This is a genomic window from Candidatus Arsenophonus phytopathogenicus (assembly GCF_056113345.1).
On sequence record NZ_JBUIOB010000017.1, the window covers coordinates 1205749 to 1232685 of the forward strand.

General features: G+C 36.1%; 16 protein-coding genes and 4 pseudogenes. 14 read left to right on the forward strand and 6 right to left on the reverse strand.

Annotation, left to right across the window (positions count from 1 at the left end; translation table 11 throughout):
- Positions 1-171: 171 nt before the first annotated feature.
- Positions 172-990 carry a co-chaperone DjlA gene (djlA, locus tag AC01GB_RS09800; protein ID WP_474451684.1) on the forward strand — a complete coding sequence of 273 codons (819 nt, stop codon included), beginning with the start codon at positions 172-174 and terminating at the stop codon, positions 988-990.
- A gap of 40 nt (positions 991-1030) precedes the next feature.
- Here the strand turns inward: djlA and rluA are convergent, their stop codons facing one another.
- The 6 genes and pseudogenes from rluA to thiB all read right to left on the reverse strand — a co-directional run bounded on the left by rluA (position 1031) and on the right by thiB (position 9689).
- Positions 1031-1678, reverse strand: coding sequence for a bifunctional tRNA pseudouridine(32) synthase/23S rRNA pseudouridine(746) synthase RluA (gene rluA, locus AC01GB_RS09805; RefSeq protein ID WP_310509568.1), 648 nt, complete (start codon positions 1676-1678; stop codon positions 1031-1033).
- A gap of 51 nt (positions 1679-1729) precedes the next feature.
- Positions 1730-4570 (reverse strand): annotated as a pseudogene (rapA, locus tag AC01GB_RS09810) (RNA polymerase-associated protein RapA); the annotation flags it as partial.
- A gap of 510 nt (positions 4571-5080) precedes the next feature.
- The gene (locus AC01GB_RS09815) at positions 5081-5314 is read right to left on the reverse strand and encodes a hypothetical protein (RefSeq protein ID WP_474451685.1); all 234 of its coding nucleotides are present in this window, start codon (positions 5312-5314) and stop codon (positions 5081-5083) included.
- A 1113-nt stretch (positions 5315-6427) separates the two neighbouring features.
- Positions 6428-7129, reverse strand: a complete 702-nt coding sequence (thiQ, locus tag AC01GB_RS09820; protein ID WP_474451686.1) for a thiamine ABC transporter ATP-binding protein ThiQ — start codon at positions 7127-7129, stop codon at positions 6428-6430.
- Complete coding sequence (thiP, locus tag AC01GB_RS09825) at positions 7122-8726, reverse strand: thiamine/thiamine pyrophosphate ABC transporter permease ThiP (protein ID WP_474451687.1); 1605 nt, start codon at positions 8724-8726, stop codon at positions 7122-7124. Before thiP ends, thiQ begins: the two co-directional genes overlap by 8 nt.
- Positions 8699-9689: pseudogene (thiB, locus tag AC01GB_RS09830) on the reverse strand (thiamine ABC transporter substrate binding subunit). Before thiB ends, thiP begins: the two are co-directional and overlap by 28 nt.
- 313 nt (positions 9690-10002) lie before the next feature.
- On the opposite strand from thiB, the pseudogene rppH reads away from it, so the two are divergent.
- The 13 genes and pseudogenes from rppH to recD all read left to right on the forward strand — a co-directional run bounded on the left by rppH (position 10003) and on the right by recD (position 26671).
- Positions 10003-10534, forward strand: a pseudogene (gene rppH / locus AC01GB_RS09835) (RNA pyrophosphohydrolase).
- Between the two features lie 238 nt (positions 10535-10772).
- Positions 10773-11672 (forward strand): prolipoprotein diacylglyceryl transferase, encoded by a 900-nt coding sequence (lgt, locus tag AC01GB_RS09840; protein ID WP_474451688.1) that lies wholly within the window; start codon positions 10773-10775, stop codon positions 11670-11672.
- Positions 11673-11734: 62 nt separating this feature from the next.
- Complete coding sequence (locus AC01GB_RS09845) at positions 11735-12586, forward strand: thymidylate synthase (RefSeq protein ID WP_474451689.1); 852 nt, start codon at positions 11735-11737, stop codon at positions 12584-12586.
- Between the two features lie 267 nt (positions 12587-12853).
- Positions 12854-13315: a prepilin-type N-terminal cleavage/methylation domain-containing protein gene (locus AC01GB_RS09850; RefSeq protein WP_474451690.1), complete on the forward strand. Its 462-nt coding sequence runs from the start codon at positions 12854-12856 to the stop codon at positions 13313-13315.
- Complete coding sequence (locus tag AC01GB_RS09855) at positions 13309-13851, forward strand: prepilin-type N-terminal cleavage/methylation domain-containing protein (RefSeq protein ID WP_474451691.1); 543 nt, start codon at positions 13309-13311, stop codon at positions 13849-13851. The genes AC01GB_RS09850 and AC01GB_RS09855 overlap by 7 nt, the downstream gene beginning before the upstream one ends.
- Entirely contained in the window at positions 13796-14107 is a 312-nt protein-coding gene (locus AC01GB_RS09860) for a hypothetical protein (protein ID WP_474451692.1), read from the forward strand. Before AC01GB_RS09855 ends, AC01GB_RS09860 begins: the two co-directional genes overlap by 56 nt.
- A gap of 156 nt (positions 14108-14263) precedes the next feature.
- A complete protein-coding gene (locus AC01GB_RS09865; protein ID WP_474451693.1) occupies positions 14264-14443 on the forward strand; it encodes a DUF2509 family protein in 180 nt (59 codons plus the stop codon).
- A pseudogene (locus AC01GB_RS09870) lies at positions 14442-14570 on the forward strand (DUF2509 family protein); the annotation flags it as partial. The gene AC01GB_RS09865 and the pseudogene AC01GB_RS09870, both read left to right, overlap by 2 nt.
- Positions 14567-14959 carry a prepilin-type N-terminal cleavage/methylation domain-containing protein gene (locus AC01GB_RS09875; protein WP_474451694.1) on the forward strand — a complete coding sequence of 131 codons (393 nt, stop codon included), beginning with the start codon at positions 14567-14569 and terminating at the stop codon, positions 14957-14959. The pseudogene AC01GB_RS09870 and the gene AC01GB_RS09875, both read left to right, overlap by 4 nt.
- Positions 14937-18329, forward strand: coding sequence for an exodeoxyribonuclease V subunit gamma (gene recC, locus AC01GB_RS09880; RefSeq protein ID WP_474451695.1), 3393 nt, complete (start codon positions 14937-14939; stop codon positions 18327-18329). Before AC01GB_RS09875 ends, recC begins: the two co-directional genes overlap by 23 nt.
- 4 nt (positions 18330-18333) lie before the next feature.
- Positions 18334-21228, forward strand: a complete 2895-nt coding sequence (ptrA, locus tag AC01GB_RS09885; RefSeq protein WP_474451696.1) for a pitrilysin — start codon at positions 18334-18336, stop codon at positions 21226-21228.
- Positions 21225-24833: an exodeoxyribonuclease V subunit beta gene (gene recB, locus AC01GB_RS09890; RefSeq protein WP_474451697.1), complete on the forward strand. Its 3609-nt coding sequence runs from the start codon at positions 21225-21227 to the stop codon at positions 24831-24833. The genes ptrA and recB overlap by 4 nt, the downstream gene beginning before the upstream one ends.
- Positions 24833-26671: an exodeoxyribonuclease V subunit alpha gene (gene recD, locus AC01GB_RS09895; RefSeq protein WP_474452377.1), complete on the forward strand. Its 1839-nt coding sequence runs from the start codon at positions 24833-24835 to the stop codon at positions 26669-26671. The genes recB and recD overlap by 1 nt, the downstream gene beginning before the upstream one ends.
- The last annotated feature ends 266 nt before the right edge of the window (positions 26672-26937 follow it).

A 26937-nucleotide genomic window follows, 5' to 3' on the forward strand; every position in this document is an offset into this window, starting at 1 on the left:
TTCCTTCATCGATATTATCGTATAGGGAAAAGTTCAACAATTAACGTACTTTAACGGCTCTTGTCTGTATAACACCATCAGCTATATATTCAGGTTATTAGGTACAGAGTAGAATGAGAGTAGTATGATAATGCAAAATTGTACTCAGGGCATTGGGGAATTGAGAAGTTTATGCGGTATTGGGGAAAAATTATTGGTGTTATGTTGGGGATCATGTCTGGCACTCATATTTGGGGTGTTATCATCGGTTTCATTATCGGTCATGCATATGATAAAGCATCAGAACAACAAAATTTAGAGAAAACAGGCGCTAAGCAGAGCCGTCAGGCACTTTTTTTCGTCAGCACATTTCAGATTTTAGGCCATTTAACGAAAGCAAAAGGGCGAGTCACTGAAGTTGATATTCAACTAGCAACAAACCTGATGGACAGAATGCAGTTGTATGGTGATGCCAGAATTTCAGCACAAAATGCATTTAGAGAAGGTAAGGAACAAAATTTTCCTCTAAGACAAACGCTGAAAAAATTAGGCCGAGCTTGTTTCGGTCGATTTGATCTTATCCAGATGTTTCTGGAAATTCAAATACAAGCTGCTTTTGCCGATGGCGCTTTACATCCAAATGAGCGAAAAGTACTGTTTATTATTGCTGAAGAGTTAGGCATTTCACATAATCAGTTTGAACAATTCTTACATATGATGGAAGGCGGTCGACGGTTTGAGCATACTAGTAACTATTCTTATGGTTCCAATCGCTATCGACATACTGCTCAAGTACCAACATTAGCGGATGCTTGTAAGGTATTAGGTGTGCAACCTGATGATGAACAAACCAAAATTAAACGTGCTTATCGTAAATTAATGGCTGAACATCATCCAGATAAATTGGTTGCTAAAGGATTACCACCAAAAATGATGGAAATTGCCAAACAAAAAGCACAATCCATTCAATTAGCTTATGATTTAATTAAAAAAGAGCGTCACTTTAAATAGTATATAATATTAAACGTTAGTTGAATAAGTTTTCCAGCCGTTAAAAATCGGCTTTACACGTGAAGTGGATAGGTGACCCATAAACTGGGTGCGTAATGTAAAGTGCTTCTGCATGTAATTGTAGACGTGAAGAGAGTATTAGCGCTGCTTGATGAGCATAGAATCGATCACCAATAATAGGATGACCTAGTGACAGCAAATGAACACGTAGTTGGTGTGAGCGACCTGTAATCGGAACAAGTTTAACTCGCGTTGTTTGTTCTTCATAAGCTAACACTTCGTATTTAGTTTGTGCTTGTTTACCGGTTGTAAAGCACACTTTTTGTTTAGGCCGATTAGGCCAATCGCAGATCAGAGGCAGATCAATAAGTCCTTTTTTATTGGTAATATGACCCCAAACCCTTGCTTGATAAATTTTTTGTGGCTCTCTTTCACGGAATTGACGTTTTAACTCTTTTTCTGCGCTTTTATTCAATGCCACGACCATAACTCCGCTGGTTGCCATATCAAGGCGATGAACGGATTCAGCTGTTGGAAAATCCGCCTGAACCCGTGTCATAATACTGTCTTTATGTTCGGCGGCTTTACCAGGTACTGATAACAAACCACTAGGTTTGTTCACCACAATAATATGCTGATCTTGATAAAGAACGTGTAGCCAGGGATCGATAGGCGGATTGTAAAACATATCAGTTGCTCCAACGTGGCCAAAAACTTTATTGTTTCTGGCGATAAATAATTACTGATGGGTAACAATCACCAGGAGTATAGAATCTAATCGCCAATTAGCTTGATCAATATTGAACAATAATTGTTGGCGTTCATATTCAATAGCGCTTAATTCATCAGGACGAATATTCGGATTGACAGATTTTAATGCCTCTAATCGCGAATACTCTAACGATAATATTTTATCCGCTTGTGTTTTTGCTTCGGCAATCAACATACTTGTTTCTTTTTCTATCATAGCTTTAGAAAGTTGCAGTATGTTATGTACCTCTTTTTGTACGGCATTTACCAGTTTACTACCAGTATGGCGATTCACAGTATTTAGCTGACGATTAAAACTTTCAAATTCTACTTGCTTAGCCAGATTATTACCTTTTAAATCCATTAGAATACGAATTGGCGTTGGCGGTAAAAAGCGAGTGACTTGTAGATTTTTGGGTGCTTGTGCCTCAACAACATAAATTAATTCAGTAAGTAGTGTACCGACTGGTAAGGTTTTATTTTTTAATAAAGACACAGCACAACTGCCAATTTCGCCAGAAAGGATCAAATCCATACCATTACGAATAATCGGGTGTTCCCAGCTAATAAATTCGGTATCTTCTCTAGACAATGCTTGAGTACGATCGAAGGTAATAGTACAACCATCTTGCGGCAAGCCAGGAAAATCAGGTATCAACATATGTTCAGCAGGCGTAAGAACGATCAGATTATCACTGCGATCTTCTTGGTTAATACCAATGATATCGAACAAATTTAATGAAAAATTAATCAAATCAATACTATTATCTTGTTCTGCAATTTGGTTGGCTAAATATTGACCAACTTCGCTACCATTAGAATTCATTTCTAATAAGCGATCGCGCCTTTGCTCTAATTGGGTTTTGAGTTGGTTATGTTTAGCTCGGCAAGCCTTAATAAAATCGTCACAGCTATCAAGGACGGTGGGTTTAGCCAAATACTCAACCAGTTGCTGATAATATTGATCATAAATAGCGCGACCAGTTGGACAAGTATACTCAAAGGTATCAAGCCCCTCATGATGCCAACGTAGCAAAATAGCTTGGGCAGTATTTTCAAGGTAAGGTACGCTAATTTGGATATCCCGATTTTGACCGATACGATCCAGACGCCCAATTCTTTGCTCAAGCAAATCAGGATTAAAAGGCAAATCAAACATAACTAACTGGTTGACGAATTAGAAATTACGTCCTTCTGAGCCAATTTCAGAGCATAGTAATACCTGAGCCCCTTGTTCTTGGTAGGCGAAATAGGCAGCCGCCCGATCCCGTTCGAGTAATGATCGATTTTCATGAAAAACGGCCGCTCTGATCGCTTCTTTTTCTCTTAGTACCTGTTCCAATTGTAAGGCAGTAGTTGCTTGAGAGCAGATAACTAAAACTTTTTCTTGCCGATGAGTTGTTAAGAAATGCTTTAGCCATTCAACGCGGGGATCAAAATTCCACCAAGTTGCATTTTCACCTTCAAACGTCTGATAGATTTGTTCAGGATAGAGCATCTACCGCGCACTGATATCAACGGATTTCTTAGCATTCATGATGCCAGCAACTTTAATCGCCGTTTGGTACTGTGGGGGTAAAGGTAATTTAATAGCGTGTAATTCACGTCGAGGAAAGCCTTTAAGTCCATTACGGGTATTGCGAAATAGTAAACGGCTCGTTCCATGACGATCCATCAACATGGTAATCAATTCGCGACGTGCTTTTTTACTTTCTTCATTATCACTGTTACTGGCTTTAAGAAGAGGCTCAATATCCTGCTCCTTAATTAATTCTGTTAGTAAATTTTGTTGCTTATTATTTAATTTTTCACCAGAAAGAAGCAAACTAACGGCTTCGGCAACCGGGCTATAATTTTGTTGTTCTTCAATGAAGTGTTGATAGCTATGAAAGCGATTAGGATCCAGTAAACGTAGGCGAGCAAAATGGCTCTTTTGACCCAGCTGTTCAGGAGTAGCGGTTAATAACAGCACTGAAGGAATTTGCTGAGCGAGCGTGTCGATAGCTCGGTATTCACGGCTAGGCGAATCTTCACTCCATACCAGGTGATGGGCTTCATCAACAACCATCATACCCCAACTGGCTTCTAGCAGATGATCAAAACGTTTTTTATTGCGCCGAACGAAATCAAGAGAACAGATGACCAGCTGCTCTGTTTCAAAAGGATTCTCACTATCGTGTAATGATTCGGTATAACGGCTGTCATCAAACAGCGAAAAACGCAAATTAAAACGACGTAGCATTTCGACTAACCATTGGTGTTGCAAACTTTCAGGTACGATAATCAGTACTCGTTCAATACGTCCAGCAAGTAACTGTTGATGAATGATCATTCCTGCTTCAATAGTTTTGCCTAATCCAACTTCGTCCGCTAATAAAACACGTGGATGGTGGCGTTTACCTACTTCTTGAGCAATATAAAGTTGGTGAGGGATCAAATTGGCACGCATACCTCTTAGTCCACCGGTTTGGTGACCAAATTGTTGGTATTGGAAACGCAAGGTGCGATAGCGTAATGTAAAACGATCCATTCGATCAAGTTGACCGGCAAACAGACGATCTTGTGGTTTATTAAAAGTTAACTTGCTATCAAGAAACACTTCGCGCAGGCTGACGTTTTTTTCATCGGAATCGATACGAGTTCCTGTATAAACAAGTACTCCCTCGTCTTGTTGTACATTGTCAACTCTCAACTGCCAGCCTTCATGGGTGGTGATCAGATCGCCTTCATTAAACATAACGCGTGTAATTGGTGCTTTATTTATTGAATAAAGACGATTTTCTTCACTTGCAGGGAAAAGTACTGTAACCATGCGGCTATCAATAGCTACCTATAAAAATGCTTTTTTATAAGATATTATTATTTATTTGTGTTTTAACAGAGAATGTTAAGGTATTAAGCAGATGAAAAAAAGAACAAATCACCATTTTTTATTATTCTGCATCCTATTGTTTTTGCTCGTTAATTTATAATTAACTAATATATAAAGAAAATTATATAGATGTTATGGCTAATTTAATATTGATAAAAATAAAGCATAGAAATAAAAATGCTATGTTATTTGAAATTTTTTACTGGGGGATAAATATTTTTATCACATGTATTAAAATTATCTGCTTAAATTCTAAGACCCAACTTAATCTAATAAATATTAGTATAAATAATACATTAATATTAGATTAAGATTGGGTAGTTAATTAACGTTGCTCCATGATTTCTGAAAAAATAACATTAATCATCATTTTTTAAGATTAAATCAAAGCGGAAGCCATCAACTCTTTCAAATTCTAATTCAAATAGTAAGGTATCTGAATTGACTTCAATTTGATTTTTTACAGCATTATAAGTAAGTAGCAGTGTTAAATTTAACTATATTATATCTATCATAAATGACGAGATGAGCAACATGTTTCATACCATCATCAAGAATATCACCAACTGTTACAAAAGCTTTGTCTGAATCGATATATGCAGGTTCGTCGATTCCATGTACGCGGATAAACGCCCGGTAAGGAAAACCATCACCAGTTTTGTTTAAAAAACGAATGGCTAACTGTTCTTTATTACTTGACATATATAACCTCATCTAGTATTTGGTATATTAAAATTTTGCTAATTAGATGCGCATCTATATTTTATATAATACATTAGCTACATTGCTTTAAGTTATATATAAAATCAAATTCAAAATTTAGAATTTTCATTATTAAATTTTGTTATTATTTTTTTATTGTTATTGAAAAAATGGATTTTTGTATAAAGTATAAAAAATAAATTTTATTTATATAAAAATAAAGGTAATGATATAATATCATGATGAAAGTTTTTATATGATTAATGAAGTTATTATAATATTTTTAATCTTTAATTATTAATTATTAATTATTGAAAGTATAAAATAAACATGGTTATAGTTAATAATAAATTTAACGAAGTATTTGATATCACTATTTAATAATTTTTTAGTTATTTAATAAATTAAAATTAGTTTTATTATTTTTGGTTAATTGCTTTCACATATTAGTCATTTTTATTTTTTTTAATCACTAAAAATAATTAGTTAAGTTAGTGATTTTGTAATTAGTGAGCAACAATCTTGGCTTTTGATAATGATATTATATGTAATAAAGTTTTTCGTTTAATATATCCATTCATTTAATAAAATTTTGTGCTATTTTAAATAATCTTTTTAACAAAATGTTTTTTTATCGATATTATATAATAAGTTATTTAATTTTTCGTTAAATTGATAGAGTGCTATAATCGCTTATATCTATGTTATTCTTGCTAAAAGCGAGATGAAAAAATCAATTTTAAGATAAAAAATGATGAAAAAAAGTTACGCTTAATATTATTTACCTAATTATTGATTATTCTATATTATATAAAAAATAAATAATTATTAAATTTTGTTATAATTTGTGATATGTTGGCATTTTGTTTTAAATATTTATTTTATGTTCTTAATTTATTGAAAAAATAAATTTTTTGTTGATTGATTTTTTTAATATTTAAGGATTATTTTAAATAAAAAAATAGATACGTTTTTAATAAAATTGTGACAACATATATCTTTGTATTAGAAAAAGTAGTCTTAGTATTAATACAACAAATAGTATTATAAAGGTCGAAAAATACCATCCAATTATTTGCCAAAGTGTGAATTAATTAATAATTATAAATAATGTCAAAAATGAGATATACCCAGCAGTTTACTTGCGGGTGTTAATCCATTAATTAAACAATCTGGTTGACCATCATAGGCAATTTTTCCATCTGCAATTACGATAGACCGAGTTGCTATTTGGCTAGCATCTTCCAAATTATGGGAAACCATCAGTAAGGTTAATTGTCGTTCATCACACACCTGTTTAAGTAATGTTAACATTTCATTACGTAAAGCTAGATTGAGAGCAGAAAAAGGTTCATCTAACAATAAAATCGGTTTTTGGCGGATCAAACAACGCGCTAACGCAGTACGTTGGCGTTGTCCGCCTGATATTTGTGCAGGTAAACGAGTGATACAATTATTAAGAGAAACTTGTTCTATGATCTGTTTTACTGCGCGATGTTGAGCTCTTTCTAATCTTAAATTTGGTGAAATGCCTAACGCAATATTTTGCCAAACAGTTAAATGAGAAAAGAGGTTATTTTCCTGAAAAAGGATAGAAACTGGCCGCTTGGCGGGTGGTGTAGCAGTATGATTTTGTCTATTTAGCCAAATTTTCCCCTGTTTGGGATATTGAAATCCAGCGATCAAATCCAGTAGAGTACTTTTCCCAGCACCACTAGGGCCTAATATAGCCACCCTTTCAGCTCTATTTATTTGAAAATCAAACTGCATTGTTAGATTTTCATAACAAGAGACAAGTTGATTTAATTTAATCATGCTCTTTTCCTGATAAATATTCTAATAAACTGAATAAGCTGAAACAAAGTAATAGCATTAACAACGCGGTAACTGCCGCATCATTATTACGGTAAGAGCCTAATTGCTGATAGAGATAATAAGGTAGGGTACGAAAGTTCTCATTACCAAACAGTGCAATAATACCAAAATCACCTATTGACAGTATACAGGCAAAAGCGAATGCTTGTCCTATTGTACGTTTCAAAGCTTTTAATTCAATTAGAGCAAGTCGATTTATGCCTTTGATCTGTAATGAAAGGCATAATAAATTATAGCGTTCAGCTAAGTCATACATCTGATTTTCTAATATTTTTAAGGAATAAGGAATAGCCATTAAAGCATTCGTCAAGATGATTAAACTATAAGGCGAGTAGGTTAAATTAATAGTATTATTTAGCAATAAAAAGAAGCCGGTAGCTAAAACTATGCCTGGCATTGCAAGTATTAATAATCCACTTAATTCGAAAGTTCGATAAAGCAGTATTGAGCGGCCCAGACGTAATTCACGACTACTCCAAAGCAACATCATAGTAAGAATAATACAAAGTACGCCAGCACTAATAGCGATAAAAATCGAATTAATGCCGGCTTGCCATAAGCCTGGCTGTTGTAACACGTGTAATAGCGTTAAGTTTAAACCATCAACGATAATAGCCAAGAAAGGCGGAATTAAGAAAAGTATGGTCATACTAATCAGTAATGTATCCCACCATTTCTGCCATCGACTATCAGCTGGATTTGTCCACCGCAATTGTCGACTAGCACCGACGGAAAAGACGACATTTAATTTTTGACTTAATAATACTAGCCCTAAACAGCAAAAAAGTTGGATCAGAGCCAGCAAAGCAGCTTTATTGAGATCAAAATCATAACTTAATGATTGATAGATAGCGAGTTCAATGGTGGTTGCAGCAGGCCCTCCGCCAAGCGTCAGTACGTTAGCAAAACTGGCGAAGCACAACATAAAAATCAGGGCCGATGTTGGTAAAATCTGTCGTCTAAGATAAGGCCATTCAACAATCCGAAAATGTTGCCATTGGTTCATGCCGAGTTGTGCGGCAAGCTGACGTTGCTCAACTGAAATATTCTCTAGCGCGAGCAACAGCATCCGTATAGCTAATGGTAAATTAAAAAAGACATGTGCTAATAAAATGCCTTTTAGGCCGTAAGGGGTAAATTGGTAATTAATACCTAACCATTGACAAAATTGAGCAATCCATCCCACCCGACCATAGACGGTTAATAAGCCAAAAATGGCCACTAGTACTGGCAATACCAGTGTCATCGAACATAAGCGTAAAAACAGTATCCGACCTGGAAAATGGCGTCGAAAAAGGGCTTTGGCGAGAAATATTGCAGGGATAACGGATAAGACGGTCGATAGTAATGCTTGCAAAAATGTAAAGCCAATGACGTGCCATAAATAGCTGTCATCAATAAATTCTTGCCAGCTTATTTGCGGGGCATGTAACCATAAAGTGCTGAAAGTAACTACCGCAATAGTGATTAATAGGCCGGACACAACTATGCCAGGCCAAAGTGAACTCCCTATTGGTGGCTGACGGCATTTTGCCATAAATTGATCCATTGATTGCGATGTTGAGTAATATCTTCTGCATTAAATTGTAATGATTTTTTTGGCACAGGTATTTGTTGATAAACGTCGGGTAAGGGTATATCAATGATTGGATACATCCAATTGGTTGTCGGCAACGTTTTTTGGAACGTTGGTGATAACATAAATTGCATGAATTGTTTAGCTAGCTTAGGCTGCTTGCTGGTTGCTAATTGGGCTGCCACTTCAATTTGTAGATAGTGACCCTCACTAAATAGTGCCGCAGCATAATTATTTTTTTTATCATTTAACAGATGAAAACCTGGTGAAGAGCTATAACTGAGGACAAAATCGCTTTCACCTTTTAAAAACAATCCATATGATTCGCTCCAACCTTTAGTAACGGTTACGGTTTTTTGGGTTATTTTTTGCCAAGCCTGAGCACTGTTTTGCCCATAAATTTTTTGTATCCAAAGTAATAACCCTAAACCTGGTGTACTGGTACGTGGATCTTGGTAAATAATTTTCCATGGTTGGGGGCTATTAATAAGTTCATCAAGACTTTTAGGCACTTCAGCTGATCCGCGTTTTATCATAAATAAAAGCAAAATAACCATAATCGTAAGGGATAAAAATATTGTTATCCCATTTTATGGGTAATTTCAGTTGACTGATGTCAATTTTACTTTCAGTAAATAAACCCGTTTTTTTTGCTAGATCAATTAAGTTATTATCAAGTCCGAGCACAATATCAGCTGGGCTATTTTTTCCTTCCATTCTAAGGCGATTTAATAACGCAACTCCATCACTTAGGCCAATTAGCTTCAGTTCACAGTGACAGATTTGTTCGAAGGCAGGCTTTATTGTAGGCCCTGGTCCCCAATCTGCGATGAAGGAATTATAAGTGTAAACGGTTAATATAGATTTTGCCTGGAGAGCGAAAGCTGAACAACAAATTAAACCAATACTAACTATTTTTAGCAGTACATTCTTCAATATTGAGTTCTCCTATATAATTAAATAAAAGTGATGCTCTAGGATTTGTGGAATGGACAGTAATGAAGCTATTTATTGATGAATAAATCATTAGAGTGGCTCAAATCCCTAGGCCGATGTTAATCGGATCAGGTTCGACGAGTTTTTCTCAGCCAGCTATTAACAGTATTAATCATAGCTTGAGATGGCCTTATTGTAAGATGTTATCTTATAATTGCAAATACTATATTTGATAAAGGCTTACCATATAGAGTAGTATGAAACAATAAGTTATCTTTTAAATTTTTAACGAGGTAGTCAGATGGTTGACAATGATGGCTACCGCCCGAATGTAGGAATTGTAATTTGTAATCGGCAGGGCCAGGTATTATGGGCTCGTCGCTATGGGCAACATTCATGGCAGTTTCCTCAAGGGGGCATTAATCCTGAAGAATCGCCAGAACAGGCAATGTATCGGGAATTATTCGAAGAGGTTGGGTTGGATTGTAAAGATGTTAAAATATTAGCATCTACCCGGAACTGGTTACGTTACAAATTACCTAAACGTTTGGTGCGTTGGGACACAAAGCCAGTTTGTATAGGGCAAAAGCAACGTTGGTTTTTGTTACAATTGGTTTGTAATGAACATAATATTAATGTGCAAACAAGTAAAACGCCTGAATTTGATAGTTGGCGTTGGGTGAGTTATTGGTATCCTGTGCGTCAGGTTGTTTCTTTTAAACGCGATGTTTATCGGCGCGTTATGAAAGAATTTGCTCCGATGGTTATGTCACTGCAAAAATAGTGCAATGATATCAAATAAAAGCCATACCTGTAGGCGTAAACGTGGCTAAATAAATTTAGCGAAAGAAAGTAGGTTTATGTTTATTTTAATAGCCAACTTTTGTCGTTTTGAAAGCGAAGTGAGAGTAGTGAAAGCTACTCTTGTTTATTTTTTGGAAAATTTACTAGCCAAAGTATGCATTAGATAGATTTGTTGATGAATTTAATCAATAAAAAATACTATTAGATTTTAAACCGCATGCAGTCATGCAATTCTATCAAGCTCTATAAAACTAAAGAGTGGAGACGATGAATAATAGTTATATTGTGTTTCCTGATATTGATCCTGTTATATTCTCAATTGGTCCAATAGCCCTTCATTGGTATGGTTTGATGTATTTGGTGGGATTTGTTTTCGCTTTATGGTTGGCAAAACGGAGAGCCGGAAAAGCAAATAGTGGCTGGACCAAAAACGAAGTCGAAAATCTGCTCTATATTGGTTTCTTAGGTGTCTTTATTGGTGGACGTTTAGGCTATGTTTTATTTTATAATTTGCCGGCCTTCCTGAGCAATCCTTTGTATCTATTTAAAGTTTGGGACGGAGGAATGTCTTTTCATGGTGGGTTAATTGGTGTGATATGCGCCATGTGGTGGTATGCACGCAGAACCCATCGCCATTTTTTTCAAGTTGCCGATTTTGTTGCCCCATTAATCCCATTTGGATTAGGTATGGGACGTATTGGTAATTTTATTAATGGTGAACTTTGGGGACGTGTAACATTAGATACACCATGGGCAATGTTATTCCCAGGCTCACGAGCAGAAGACATTCAGATTGTTAGTCAAGACCCTTTTTTATTACCGATTTTAGAGCAGTATGGCGTATTACCACGACACCCTTCCCAACTTTATGAGATGTTTTTTGAAGGGAGCATTTTATTTATTATTTTGAATCTGTTTATTCGTAAACCACGCCCAATGGGCTGTGTTTCAGGATTGTTTTTGATTGGTTATGGGGCTTTCCGTATTTTTGTTGAATTTTTCCGTCAGCCGGATGCGCAGTTGGGGCTATTTGGTGGTGTAAGTATGGGGCAAATTTTGTCAGTCCCTATGATCATTATTGGTATTTTAATGATGATCTGGGCCTATAAGAAAGATAGCCATTGTACGGACTATTCCATTATTAGCAAGGCAGAAAAGAGTAAGTAGCAGAAAATTTTAATACAGTGTTTTTATAGTATTAAATAATAGATTCTAAGCGAGTAATAATAATGAAACAATATCTGGATTTATGTCAGCGTATTATTGATAAAGGTCAGTGGGTAGAAAATAAACGCACAGGAGTTCGGTGTTTAACGGTTATTAATGCTGATCTTGAATATGATGTCGCAAATAACCAGTTTCCTTTAATTACAACTCGCAAAAGTTTTTATAAAGCGGCTATTGCTGAATTATTAGGTTATCTAAGAGGTTATTCTAACGCTGCACAATTTCGTGATATTGGCTGTAATACATGGAATGCCAATGCGAATGAAAATCAGGCATGGCTCAATAATCCGAACCGTAAAGGTGAAGATGACATGGGGCGAGTTTATGGTGTTCAGGGGCGTTCATGGCAACGGCCTGATGGTACTTATTTAGATCAGCTGCAAACAGTTATTAGCAACCTTTCGGTAGGAATAGATGATCGTGCCGAGATAATCACTTTTTACAATCCGGGTGAGTTTGAATTAGGTTGTTTACGCCCTTGTATGCATACGCACACTTTTTCTCTGCTAGCTGATACGCTTTATTTAACTTCATATCAACGTAGTTGTGATGTTCCTTTGGGACTAAACTTTAATCAAATTCAATGTTTTGTTTTACTGGCACTGGTTGCTCAGATCACGGGTCACAAACCAGGTAAGGCTTACCATAAGATAGTGAATGCTCACATTTATGAAAATCAACTTTCGATTATGCGTGATATCCAGTTGAAGCGTACTCCTTATTCTTTGCCGCAACTACGTATTACTCCTAATATTAAAACATTAAAAGATATTGAAACCTGGGTGACTAGTGATGATTTTGAAGTCATTGGTTACCAATATCATGATGCAATTAAATATCCATTTACGGTATGAAATTTTTTGTGGGCGCCTTGATCATTAACATGAATAAGGTGACTACTCATCTTATTTGCTGTTTTTAATTAATATTATGGTTTAATTAATAAATAGCTACTAAAAACATTAAAATCTGGGAGGCGTTTCTATCTTTCCTCCCCAGTTTTTTGTAATACCAATTTTCTAATAGATCTGTTTCTCTTCTATCTTATTTGAGCATTTATTTTTTTATCCTAAATACATAACAATAGTTTGTATTAATTGTGCTACATATGGCAAAAATATATGCGCCAACAAGGGTTCACTCTGCTTGAAATTATGATTGCGATTGTTAGCATTAAGGGGTGGCGAAATTATCAACAAAAAATACATTTAATTGTTGTTACGCAAAAAGTTGCCGCTTTTATTGCCCGTCATCAAATGCAGGCGGCTTATTTGAATCAAGAGAGGCAATTGAAATTGATAGTTCAAATGGATAAAACTTCAAATTGGATGCTGGTAGTTGCAATTAAAGGTAAAAAAGATACCCAGCAAAGTACAGAGATGAAGTGGATTAATAGGCATAATGAAATAGTGTTGCAAAATTACAGTCGAATATCGACCTTGTTGCTAGGTAAAAGAGGAACGGCATTACCGACTACTTTACGTTTTAGCAATCAATCAGCAGAGATCTCGATCATTATTTCGGGTTTGGGACGAGTGCGTTTATGTAGTAATCAAAGGCTGGGGGGAATAGCTAAATGCTAAATAAACACATTTCCTTTAATTGTAAGCAACAAGGTGTTTCTCTGATAGAAGTCCTAATCAGCTTAATAATAAGTAGTATTGTTTTTCTCGCTATCATAACGTTATATCCATTACTGACACAGCAAATCAATCGATTATATCAAGCTTATCATCTTGATATTGTGGCGAGGCAATTCTTATTAATGTTGGAAAAAGATGTTCGACGTTCAGGTTATTGTTTTGGTGATTGTGTCGGAGTGGCATTGAAAATTAGTGAAAAACGAGGAGAGGCTGAGCATTCCTGTATTCATCTTATTTATGATTACAATTTAGATGGCAGATGGCAGATGGCAGATGGCAAATGGCAAATGGCAAATGGCAAATGGCAAATGGCAAATGGCAAATGGCAAATGGCAAATGGCAAATGGCAAATGGCAAATGGCAAATGGCAAATGGCAAATGGCAAATGGCAAATGGCAAATGGCAAATGGCAAATGGCAAATGGCAAATGGCAACTGGCAACTGGCAACTGGCAACTGGCAACTGGCAACAGATGAGACTTCTGATTTCTTTATCTATCGTATTCATCGAGGTAAGCTGGAAATACACCGTAGCGGAGTAGATTGTGAAGGGCAAGGATGGATAAACCTATTTGATCCCAAACAGATAATAGTTTCACAATTTGCTTTAAAAGAGGTGATCATAGATGAAAAACGTTTTTTAGCTATATTTTTAAGTCTATCTCCGCGAGCATATCCAGATCTATTAAGGGAATACCAACTAAAAATTTATTTAAGAAATCAATCGATATGAAACAGATAAATTGGTTTTTCCTCACAAGTTTGAACAGCAAGGGAGCGTTTTATTAATGGCGATAATAATGCTTATTTCTATGAGTTTATTAATGTTAAAAGCGTTGCATCATCATCAGAATAATATATTGCAGATGTTGGAAAGTGAACGAAGTTATTGGCTTTTTTTGAGCAAGCTGAGTCTGCATTGACTTGGGGAAAATATCAACCTTGGGTTATGACTAAGGAAAAAAATGCCTCATGGTCTTGTCTGCAACCGTTAGGCGCTAATTTTAAAAGTTGTGTGCGTTACTATAAAAATGATTATTATCTAATTAGCCGGCCATGCTTATTTTGAGGGTAAAGCTATATTTACACTTTATCAATGGCTTAAGAAAGATAAAAATGCCATATCTGGTTTTGTTCCTCTAAAACAGGGATGGTTGAATTTTTGCCCAGTTAAAAGAGCGGAATTCTGTCAATGAAAAATTCTAAGACTAACAGGCAATCTGGAATGGCAATAACCGAAGTTATGGTAGCTATAGCCTTATTTGCTATTTCAGCTATCGCATTAATAAAATATGTTCATAATCTAATGGCTGGATTTTCTCTCGGATGGCAAAAAACACAGCAATTTCGCATGATGCACACTTTTTTTGAAAGTGGAGAAGCGATGCTAGGCATTGACTCTATTAGTGCCAATATAACAAATAATATGCCTAAAAATATTTATTTATCATATCATTACGTGAAAATTACAGATAATTGTAAGCAGATATTAGTTATATTTAAGATGCCTTATAACCAATTAACTGCTGCATCAAGGTGGTACTGTTCGTCAGGAAAAGATTATGCTACAAATTTATCATTCTAATCAATTAGATATTCACAAAGAGCTTATTTCTAGTTTGATCAAAAATAATCCCTTGACCCAGCCGTTTGAGCAAGAAATTATTTTGGTTCAAAGTCCAGGTATGTCGCAATGGCTACAAATAGAGCTTGCGCAAAGCTTGGGAATTGCCGCTAATATTTCTTTTCCGCTACCGGCAACTTATATTTGGGACATGTTTACTCGGGTTTTATCTGATATCCCATCAGAGAGTGCTTTTACCAAAAAGGCAATGACTTGGAAATTAATGACGATTTTACCTTCCTTGCTACAAGAACCTGAATTCAAGCCTCTTAGACAATATCTTAATGAGGATATGGGTAAACGTAAGTTGTATCAGTTATCAGCTCGGATTGCTGCTCTGTTTGACCAATATTTAGTTTACCGTCCCCAATGGTTAGAAAGCTGGCGTAAAAAACAACTAATTGAGGGATTAAGTGGTAATCAGCAATGGCAAAAACGTCTTTGGTTAGCGTTGACAGAGTATACGGAAAAGCTTAATCAATCTAAATGGCATCGGGCAAATCTCTATCAACAATTTATACAAAGTTTGCATGCTAATCTGCCTTCACATATTAGGTTGCCAAAACGTGTATTTATCTGTGGTATCGCCGCATTACCTCCGGTTTATTTGCAGGCATTAAATGCCCTTGGTCAGCATATAGATATTCATTTAATGTTTACTAACCCATGTCGTTATTATTGGGGAGATATTCAGAGCTATGCTTCTTTGGCAAAACTTGAACGACGCAAATTAAAAAATTATCGAAATAACTATGAAATTGCGCGTTTCAAGGAAGAAAGTTCACCTGATACGTTATTTAATCAACAAGGTGAACAATTTCTGACTAATCCGCTGTTAGCTTCTTGGGGTAAATTAGGCCGTGACAACCTCTATTTCATGTCTCAGTTGGAGCTATCTAATGAAGTTGCTGCCTTTGTAGATTTACCACGTGATTGTTTGTTGCACCAAGTGCAGCGAGATATTTTAGATTTAGAAGATCATGCGCAACTTGGCTTAACCGAAGCGAGTTATAATAATAGTCTTTCAAAAAGACAATTAAGCAAACAAGATAAATCATTAACATTTCATTCATGCCATAGCCCACAACGTGAAATTGAAGTATTGCAAGATTATTTATTGCGTCTCTTTGAAGACGATCCAGATCTAACACCCAAAGATATAATTGTAATGGTGGCAGATATTGATAGTTACGCCCCTTATATCCAAGCGGTGTTTAGTCATGTGTCCCCTGAACGTCGGTTACCTTTTTCTATTTCAGATAGAAAAGCCAGGCAGGTACATCCTATTTTGCAAGCTTTTATTTCGTTACTTGATTTACCCCAAAGTCGTTTTACCACAGAACAAGTATTAGCTTTATTAGAAGTGCCTTCACTGGCTCGTCGATTTTCTATTTACGATGATGAATTACTTTTATTGCGACGATGGATTAACGAATCAGGTATCCGTTGGGGGCTTGATGATGAAAACATTGCAATGCTGGAATTAGCAGCAACAGGGCAAAATACCTGGGCTTTTGGTTTAAATAGAATGTTGCTTGGTTATGCGATGGATAGTCATGTAGGGACTTGGAATAAAATTTTACCTTATGATGAATGTACAGGGTTATCCGCTAAATTAGCTGGGCAGCTTGCCGCATTTATTGATTCGTTGGCTAGTTGGAGAAGTAAACTTAATCAGGAAAGGAAATTGTCAGAATGGTTGCCATTATGTCAATGCCTGTTAGATGCTTTTTTTGAGACTGATGAACAAATTGAAGCGATATTCATATTTATGCTCCAGCAATGGCAAAAAACAATTGAGACTGGAATAGCGGCAAAATATGAAGAAATAGTTCCTCTATCGCTTATTCGCGATGAATTAGCAACCTGTTTTGATGATGAAAAGATCAGTCAACGTTTTCTTGCAGGTGCAATTAATTTTTGTACTCTAATGCCTATGCGTGCTATTCCTTTTAAGGTTGTGTGTTTATTAGGTATGAACGACAGGATATATCCACGCTCAATACCACCACTGGGTTTTGATTTAATGGCTGAGCAGCCCCAACGCGGTGACAGAAAGCGTCGAGATGATGATCGCTATCTATTTTTGGAAGCTTTAAATTCCGCTTCTCAACTATTTTATGTTAGCTATATTGGGCATGCTATACGTGACAATCAAGCACATAATCCCTCGGTGCTAGTAAATGAATTACTTGATTATATTAGCCAAAGTTTTTGTTTAGAGGGTGATGAACATTTAAATATTGATCTTAGTGCTGATAGAGTAAAAGAACATTTAGTGACCAAACATACGCGAGTACCTTTTGCGACAGAGAATTATTTGCCTAATAGCATTCATCAGAGTTATGCCAGTGAATGGTTATCAGTAGCCAGAAAACAAGGTAATCCACGGCCTGAATTCTGTACTCCGTTAACGCCAATGATAGAACATGACAATGAAATATTATTAGAGCAGTTACTCTCTTTTTATCGACACCCAATCCGAGCGTTTTTTCAACAAAGGTTAAAAGTTAATTTTTTTAATGAAGAAGTACAATTACCGGAGAATGAGCCTTTTATTGTAAATAATTTACAACGATATAAATATAATGAACGCTTATTTAAGGCGATGATTTATGAAGAGTCACTGGAGGAGCTTTTAACGACTTTGCGTGCAACGGGTGGATTACCGGCAGAACATTTTGGTCAAATTTATTGGGAAAAACAGATCCAAGATATGCAGCCATTAGCTGATAAAGTAAAGATAAATTGTCATGAATATTTTAATAAACTATTCGTCGAACCCTTTGAGAATATTCGTTTGGCTGGTCAATTACGAAATATTCAGCAAAACGGTATTATTCGTTATCGTCCTGCAAATTTAACGATTAATGATGGTTTATCTCTATGGATAGAACATTTAATTTTTTGTTTAACTGTTAGATCTGGTGAAAGTTACTATTGGGGAAGAGATAATAGTGAATGGTGTTTTGAGTCAGTGGACAAATATCAGGCGAAAGTATATTTACAACAACTTATTAATGGTTATCAAGAGGGGATGAATTCGCCATTACCACTTTTTAATAAAAGTGGTTGGAATTGGTTAATGTCATGCTATAACAAAAAAAGTGAACAATTTGATTTTGAGTCTGAGGCTGTTTTGCAAAAAGCAAAAATGCAGCTTATCCACTCCTTACAAGGTACCTATAATCAGCCAGGTGAAATGGAAGATAGCTATATTGGTCGTGCTTTCAGTAAAATAGATAGTAATTTGCTTGAAACAATACAAAAAAAGGCACGTACTTATTTATTGCCAATGGCAATCTATAGAAAAAATAAAAAGGGTATGTAATAAGATGCTTAAAGTAACAAGGGTTGTTATGAAAAACATGATAGTCGTGCTCTTATCACTATTTAGTACGGTAAGCTTTGCTAAGCAGAATTGGCAAGTTTTGCCTGATAGGATAAACAAAAGTGAAAAAGATACTCGAGGGTATCAGGCGATAAAACTTTCTAATGATATGATTGTATTGCTAATATCTGATCCTAAGGCCAGTAAATCATTAGCTGCGGTTAGCTTACCAGTTGGCACAATGGAAAGTCCTGATCAACAACTTGGTTTGGCACATTACCTTGAACACATGGTATTGATGGGCTCTAAACGCTATCCTGAGTCAGGTGAAATATCAGAATTTTTGCAAAAACATGGTGGCAATCATAATGCTAGTACGGCTTCTAATCTTACTACTTACTATTTAAAAGTTGAAAATGGTGCTTTAAAAGCAGCCACAGATCGCTTGGCAAGTGCATTAGCCGAGCCATTACTTGATCCTAAAAATGCCGATCGAGAACGTAATGCAGTCAATGCAGAATTAACAATGGCACGTGCTCGCGATGGAATGCGATTATGGCAAGTGCGTTCTGAAACACTTAATCCGGCTCATCCTAATTCACGTTTTTCCGGTGGAAATTTAGAAACGTTAAGCGATAAGCCTGGTAGCCATTTACAGACTGAGCTCAAGAATTTTTATTATCGCTATTACTCAGCTAATTTAATGAAAGGTATTTTGTATGGCAATGACTCATTGAGTCAATTAGCCAAAATCGCAGCTGAAACTTTTGGTCGTATTCCAAATCGAAAGGCTATTGTTCCTGAAATAACGGTACCTGCCATAACCGATAAAGAAAAAGGAATAATAATTCATTATGTGCCAGCACAACCTAAAAAAGTTCTGCAACTTGAATTTAGTATTGCAAATAATTTAATAGAATTTCGCAGTAAGTCAAATGAATATATTGGCTATTTGATAGGAAATCGAAGTAAAAATACCCTTGCTGATTGGTTACTAAAGAATGGTCTTGCTGAAGAGATTAATGTTGACGTTGTACCAGATGTTGATTGTAATAATGGCATTTTTTCAATAAACGTTTTATTAACGGATAACGGATTGGGAAATAGAGATAAGATTATTGCGGCAATATTTTCCTATATTGATTTATTAAAAGAACAAGGTATTAAGAGTGGTTATTTTAACGAGATTGCAAATGTTCTGAAGCTTTCATTTCAACATAATTCTATTGTTCGTGATATGAATTATATTCAGCAACTATCTAATCAAATGTTGAATATCCCAATTGCACATGTGCTTGATGCTAATTACATTGCTGATCGTTTTGATCCTAAAGCAATAAGCAGCCGTTTAGCAGAATTAACTCCCTATAATGCCAGAATTTGGTTTATCGCACCGAATGAACCACATAATAAAGAAGCCTATTTTCTCAATGCTCCTTATCAAGTTGATAAAATTAACAGCCAACAATATCAGCGATGGGCTGATTTAAAAGAAGCAATGCATTTTTCGTTACCTGAATTGAACCCTTATATTGCTGATGATTTTTCTTTAATTAAAAGTTCTCGTCATTATCAGCATCCAGAATTCGTATATGAGCAAGGAAATGTGCGGGTAGTCTATATGCCAAGTCAATATTTTGCTGATGAACCTAAAGGCGGGATTGCGATAGATTTACGTAATGAGCAGAGCAGTAAAACGGCAAAAGCTCAAGTTAGTGCAGCGTTATTAGAATATCTGGCCTCTTTAAAATTGTCTCAATTAAGTTACCAAGCTTCTGTCGCCGGAATGGAACTGGTTGTGTCTTCAAATTTAGGCCTGCAATTGAAAACCAGTGGTTATACTCAACATCTAGCGGAATTGACGACAAAAATGGTTAAGGAATTTCTTACCTTCACAATTTCTGCCGACGAAGTTACACAAGCAAAATCATGGTATAGGGAACAGCTTGAAGTTAGCAATAATCTTAAAGCCTTTGAGTTAGCAATGCAGCCAAAACAACGTTTAGAAAAAGTACCTTATTTTGAGCAAGAACAGCGCTTAAAGGCCCTGGAAACGATCACAGCAAGTGACATCCTAAACTACCGTCAAGAGACTATTGACAATGCTGCTTTACAAGCGATTGTATTCGGCAATCTAACACAAAAGCAAGGCATTGATATTATTAAGTCTATTGCCCATTTATTGAATAATAAAGGTAAGAATTGGTGGAGAGGCGATATTATTGTTGTTGATAAACAGCATAAAGCAAATTTCCAACATCAGGCAAATAGTACAGATAATGCGCTAGCAGAAATATTTATTCCGACAGGATATGATCGTTATAGTGGATTTGTCTTATCAAATATTTTGGCCAATATTTTACATCCTTGGTTTTTTGAGCAACTTAGGACGCAAGAACAATTAGGCTATGCTGTTTTTGCCTTTACTACTAGCCTTGGTGAGCAATGGGGATTAGGTTTTTTATTGCAAAGTAATAATAAAACCCCTGCTTATTTGAATACACGCTATCAAAATTTTTATCAATTAGCCTTTAAAAAATTAAATGCAATGCCAAAAAAAGAATTTGAGCAATACAAAAAGGCACTATTGACGGAAATGGGACAGCCTCCGCAAACTTTTTATGAAGAGATAGATCGTTTTTTACCAGATTTTGCGAGGAATAATTTTGCTTTTGATAGCAGAAAAAAATTAATCAAAGTATTGAAAACGGTTACACAGCAAGATCTATTAACTTTTTATAACAATGCCGTTTTGCAACAAACAGGTTTAGCTTTTGTTTCACAAATTATTGCCAAAGAGGTTAATAAAGAAGGCTATGCTCAATTGAAAGATTGGATAACTTATCCGACTGCATCTGAATTACAAAAGATTTTGCCAATTGAGGTAGATGCTAAGTGAGTAATCGGCGAATACAGGCTTATCAACTGGATCCTTATTGTTTGCCTCTCTATGGCCAGCGATTGATAGAAGCTTCAGCAGGAACAGGAAAAACCTATACGATAGCTTTGCTCTATTTGCGATTGCTATTAGGTGTTGGGCAAAAAAATGCATTTTCTCGCCCATTAAGTGTTGAAGAGATTTTAGTCGTCACTTTTACTGAAGCGGCAACCGATGAGCTACGATCACGTATTTGCCACAATATTCATCAGATGAGAATGGCTTGTATTAGAGATGGTATTGGTTTTGAAAAAGAGCCAATGTACCGAACCTTACTATCTTCTATTTCAGATAAAGAGGTGGCTGCTGAATGGTTACTTGCTGCTGAACGTCAAATGGATGAAGCGGCAATTTATACTATCCATGGATTCTGTCAACGCATGTTGGTGCATAATGCTTTTGAGTCAGGTATGCTATTTGAGCAATCAATAATAAAAGATGAATATACCATACAAAAACAGGCTTGTGCTGATTTTTGGCGCTGCAACTTCTATCCACTGAATTATTCTATATCAAAAGTTATTGTTGATGAATGGAGTGACCCAGAGGCCCTTTTAGCCGAAATAAAGCCTTATTTACAAGGCGATATTCCGAATTTTGTTAACCAATCGATTGAAGCGCAATCAATAAAACAGCGTCATCAGACCCTAATTGACACGATAAAAAAAGTAAAAGAGTTGTGGCTTTTAAATTCAGCAAGTTTCATTGATTTAATTACTGATACCGCTATTAATAAACGTAGTTATAGTCGCCGTAATTTACCGGGTTGGATAGCTGCGGTTACTGGTTGGGCTCAATCAGCAACAGTCGATTATAAAACCCCTAAAGAACTAGCTCGTTTTTGCCAATCTGCATTGATAGATAAAACACCGACAGGTCAAGTACCTGAACATGAGGTTTTTCGTGCTATTGATAATTTGATGCAACAATCACTTACATTACGCGATATCATTATTTCAAAAGCGATTATTGACGTTCGTCAAACAATTGTTAAAGAGAAAAGACGACGTGGAGAGATTGGGTTTGATGATTTATTAAGTCATTTAGATCAGGCACTACATGCAGAAGGTGGTGAGCGATTATCTAACACGATCCGTAATCGTTACCCGGTTGTTATGGTTGATGAGTTTCAAGATACTGATCCGCAACAATATCGCATTTTTCAACGTATTTATCAGGGGCATAATCATTGTGGTTTGTTATTTATTGGCGATCCTAAACAAGCTATTTATGCTTTCCGTGGGGCGGATATTTTTACTTATCTTAAAGCTAAAGATCAGATTGAATCACACTATACTCTTGATACTAATTGGCGCTCTTCACCAAGTATGGTAGCAGCTATTAATCAATTATTCAGTCGGGCAACAAAACCGTTTTTATTTGAGCGAATACCTTTTAACACAGTTGATTCAGCCTCTTCAAATCAGCATTTAGCATTTATTCATAAAACAGCAAAATTATCAGCTTTAAATTTTTGTTATTTAGATAAAGAAGCGGTTTCAACCTTGGATTATCAACAAACGATGGCCTATCAGTGTGCTAGTCAGATTTGTGATTGGCTTAAAGGGGGAGAGAATGGAACAACCTGGCTGTATCGAAATGATGTAAAACAGCCGGTAACAGCTGCGGATATTATGGTGTTAGTCAGAAGTCGTCGCGAAGCAGTAATGATACGAGAAGCATTAAGTAAATTTAATATTTCGTCAGTTTTTCTTTCTAATCAAGAAAGCGTTTTTGCTACTGATGAAGCGCGCGATCTATTATGGTTATTACAAGCCGTGCTCTCACCTGAAAAGGAGCGTACGCTGCGTTGTGCATTAGCTACTCGTTTAATTGGACTAAGTGCACAGGATATTGAGCAATTAAATCAAGATGAAAATCAGTGGGAGATGCGGGTTGAAGAGTTTGCCAATTATTTATTGATTTGGCAGCGACATGGTATTTTGCCTGCATTACGAGCTATTATGGTTAACTATCGGATTGCTGAAAACCTACTGATGGATAATATAGATGGTGAAAGGCGCTTGATGGATGTGATGCATCTGAGTGAATTGTTGCAAGAAGCTGAATTACAGCTTGAAAGTGAGCATGCTCTAGTTCGCTGGTTAGCTCAGCAGATCGATCACCCCGATCCGTTAGTAGAAAATCAGCAAATACGTCTAGAGAGTGATAGTCACTTGGTGAGTATTAGTACGATCCATAAATCTAAAGGTTTAGAATTCCCGATTGTTTGGTTACCTTTTGCCTGTCAATTCTCGCAGCAAAAATTGGCCACGTTCCATGATCGTGATAATTTTCAAACTTGCCTTGATCTGACCCAACAAGAAGAGAGCGTCAGGCTGGCTAATGAAGAGCGTTTAGCCGAAGATTTGCGGCTGTTATATGTTGCACTAACGCGCTCAAAATATCATTGTAGTGTTGGTATTGCACCTTTAATAAAAGGTCGTCCTAGTGGGGAAAGTAGTAATACGGATTTGCATCAAAGCGCATTAGGTTATTTATTGCAAAATGGACAGCCAGGTAATGCGACTTTATTGCGTGATGCTCTAGGTGCATTAGCGAGTGAAAATATTAGCATCGCACCCGTTAGTGATATTAACTTATCGCCTTGGTACCCGAAAGAAAATACACCGGTGAAGTTATTGGCTCGAAATTTTACAGGGCAGATCCAAAATACCTGGCGGGTTACGAGTTATTCAGGATTAACCTATCATGATATGTATTCTGATAAATTTACTGCTAGTGATATAAGTATTGAGATTGCTATACAAGATTTGGCACCTAAAATGGACGTTGATGCGCAAGGTGACAGCTCATTGGTTCAAGGTGAAATAGCAGAGTGGAGTGTTCATACCTTTCCTAAGGGGGCCACAGCAGGAACTTTTTTGCATTCCCTGTTGGAATTACTGCCATTTAATCAACATCCACAAGAGTCTTGGTTAGCTGAAAAATTAGAGCAAGCCGGTTTTTCCGCTGATTGGGCACCAGTGCTTAAAATGTGGCTAATAAATATTTTTGACACCCCTTTACTTAGTGATAGCCTCAGCTTGTCAAAGATCACGCCTGAGAATCAATTAAATGAAATGCAATTTCATTTACCGATAGAAAAATTGTTATTGCCATCTACATTAGATAGGCTAACTCATCAATATGATGTTTTATCTCAACGTTGCCCACCGCTTAGTTTTGAGCTAGTAACGGGTGTTTTAAAAGGTTTTATTGATTTAGTTTTTTGCTGGCAAGACAAATTTTATCTGCTTGATTATAAATCAAATTGGTTAGGAGAAAATGGTCTGGCATATAGTCAGGAGGCCATACAGAATACCATGATTGACCATAGATATGATTTACAGTATCAGCTTTATACATTAGCTATGCATCGTTATTTACGGAATCGTTTACCTAATTATGATTATCAAAAACATTTTGGTGGTGTTATCTACCTTTTTTTGCGTGGATTTGATGCGACAAACCCTGGTTATGGTATTTATCATACTATTCCTCCTTATGAGTTTATTAATAGCCTGGATGAGTTATTTAATGCAACTAATCGAGGTGAGCAATGATGATAACTTTACTAAAGCGAGCTGCTGAGCTTAATTTGTTTAGTTGTTTAGACATACAACTTGCTATTCGGTTAGCGGATGATGAAAACCCATTATTGTTATTAATATTTGCAATATTAAGTGCTGAAACTCGAGCAGGCCATGTTTGTTTATTTATTGATAAGCTCGAACCGGCTTATTTATTTGAAGGTAGACAGGCGGAAATGGCTTTTATGCTCTGGGAAATGGCAGGAGTACCTGATAGTAACAGGATTTATACTGAGCTTAAACAATGTAATGCAGTTTGTGAGGCACCGCAATCAGCAGCAAAACCATTAGTATTATCAGATAACAAACTTTATTTTCAGCGGATGTGGGCTGATGAAGGATTAGTGGCTGATTTTTTTTCTCGCCATTTGTTAGAAACCGTTGATGAACAGCGATTAGCGACTATTTTAACTGGTTTTTTTGCGTCCACGAAAACTCAAGATTGGCAAAAAATAGCTGTTGCAGTTGCAGTAACCAGTCGGATCGCAGTTATTTCTGGTGGGCCGGGTACAGGAAAAACCACGACAGTGGCACGTTTATTAGCTACTTTAGTTCAATTAAGTGATGAAAAGTTAATCATTCAGCTAGCGGCGCCGACAGGAAAAGCGGCTGCTCGATTAACAGAATCATTAAATAATGCATTATTAAAACTGAATTTATCTGCTGATGAGTATGCGGTTATGCCAGAACAAGCGCAGACTGTGCATCGATTATTAGGCGCTCAACCCAATAGCCAATTATTACGTTATCACAAAGACAATCTACTTTTGCTAGACGTTTTAATTATTGATGAAGCATCGATGGTTGATCTGTCTATGATGGCTAGATTAATTGAAGCTCTACCAGATCATGCCCGTGTCATTTTGCTAGGTGATAAAGATCAAATAGCTTCTGTTGAAGCGGGCGATGTCCTTGGCGATCTTTGTCGTTTTTCAGAATCGGGATACAGTCGTGAAAGAGCGGCACAACTGACTAAAATCACAGCTTGTAATTTATCTGATTTTATATCGAATGATGGGCCAGAGGTTAAAGATAGGATTTGTTTATTACGAAAAAGTTATCGTTTTGATGCGCAATCAGGAATTGGTCGACTAGCTACTGCAATTAACAAAGGTAATATTAAACAGGTTGAGCAACTATTAGCGCTGCAAAATGCGGATATTGCTTTTCATTCAATTGCTTCGTCTGAGAAATATGGCAAATTACTTTTTGATGCGGCCGAATGTTACCGTTGCTATCTGGATATGATAAAAACGGGTCGAGATCCCGAAGAAATCCTGACTACTTTTAATCGTTATCGTTTATTAGCGGCTTTGAGGGAAGGACCATACGGGGTTACAGGGTTAAATGATAAATTAGAACAGCTTTTACATCGTCAAGGAAGTATTCGACGGCCTGCCTATAGCTGGAATAAAAACTATGAAGGTCGCCCAATAATGATCACCAAAAATGATCGTCCTCTTGGCTTATTTAATGGTGATATTGGTGTTATGTTACGGGATGGTCAACAAGATTTAAAAGCCTATTTTCAATTGCCTAATGGGGTGATAAAAAAAATACAACCTAGTCGTTTACCTCAGCATGAAACTGCGTTTGTTATGACAGTACATAAATCTCAAGGGTCAGAATTTGAACATGCCGCATTAGTTTTACCGCCAATTTTTACTCCTATTATTAGTAAAGAGCTTATTTATACTGCAATTACCAGAGCAAAAATTCAGTTGACGATTTATGCTGAGCGTCATGTTTTTGCTAAAGCGTTAATGACCTCAACGGAACGGCACAGTGGTTTGACTGAGCGCTTACTTTAATGAAAGTAGAACCCATTTTATTCGTTATTTTGTTTGATATTATTAATAGTGAATATCAATAGCGATAAAAGTAAAAAATAATAAATATTTAATTGTAGCGAACTGAATTGAAGTATTGCGATATATAACTTTAGTTTTTGCTTTAATTAATTAGTAACTTATTGCTATCAATTATTTTAATTCTGCTATTGATTGTTTTTTAGAAATATGAATGATTGATATTTGAGATGCTACAAAATATCTTTGCGATTTATTCTTATTCAATG

Bases quoted from the DNA above. Each gene is read 5' to 3' on its own strand.
- recD (WP_474452377.1), top strand. From the start codon at position 24,833: ATGATAACTTTACTAAAGCGAGCTGCTGAGCTTAATTTGTTTAGTTGT.
- rluA (WP_310509568.1), bottom strand. From the start codon at position 1,678: ATGTTTTACAATCCGCCTATCGATCCCTGGCTACACGTTCTTTATCAA.
- AC01GB_RS09850 (WP_474451690.1), top strand. From the start codon at position 12,854: ATGCGCCAACAAGGGTTCACTCTGCTTGAAATTATGATTGCGATTGTT.
- AC01GB_RS09860 (WP_474451692.1), top strand. From the start codon at position 13,796: ATGGCAAATGGCAACTGGCAACTGGCAACTGGCAACTGGCAACTGGCA.
- AC01GB_RS09845 (WP_474451689.1), top strand. From the start codon at position 11,735: ATGAAACAATATCTGGATTTATGTCAGCGTATTATTGATAAAGGTCAG.
- AC01GB_RS09855 (WP_474451691.1), top strand. From the start codon at position 13,309: ATGCTAAATAAACACATTTCCTTTAATTGTAAGCAACAAGGTGTTTCT.
- djlA (WP_474451684.1), top strand. From the start codon at position 172: ATGCGGTATTGGGGAAAAATTATTGGTGTTATGTTGGGGATCATGTCT.
- lgt (WP_474451688.1), top strand. From the start codon at position 10,773: ATGAATAATAGTTATATTGTGTTTCCTGATATTGATCCTGTTATATTC.
- thiP (WP_474451687.1), bottom strand. From the start codon at position 8,726: ATGGCAAAATGCCGTCAGCCACCAATAGGGAGTTCACTTTGGCCTGGC.
- thiQ (WP_474451686.1), bottom strand. From the start codon at position 7,129: ATGATTAAATTAAATCAACTTGTCTCTTGTTATGAAAATCTAACAATG.
- ptrA (WP_474451696.1), top strand. From the start codon at position 18,334: ATGCTTAAAGTAACAAGGGTTGTTATGAAAAACATGATAGTCGTGCTC.
- AC01GB_RS09815 (WP_474451685.1), bottom strand. From the start codon at position 5,314: ATGTCAAGTAATAAAGAACAGTTAGCCATTCGTTTTTTAAACAAAACT.
- recC (WP_474451695.1), top strand. From the start codon at position 14,937: ATGCTACAAATTTATCATTCTAATCAATTAGATATTCACAAAGAGCTT.
- AC01GB_RS09875 (WP_474451694.1), top strand. From the start codon at position 14,567: ATGAAAAATTCTAAGACTAACAGGCAATCTGGAATGGCAATAACCGAA.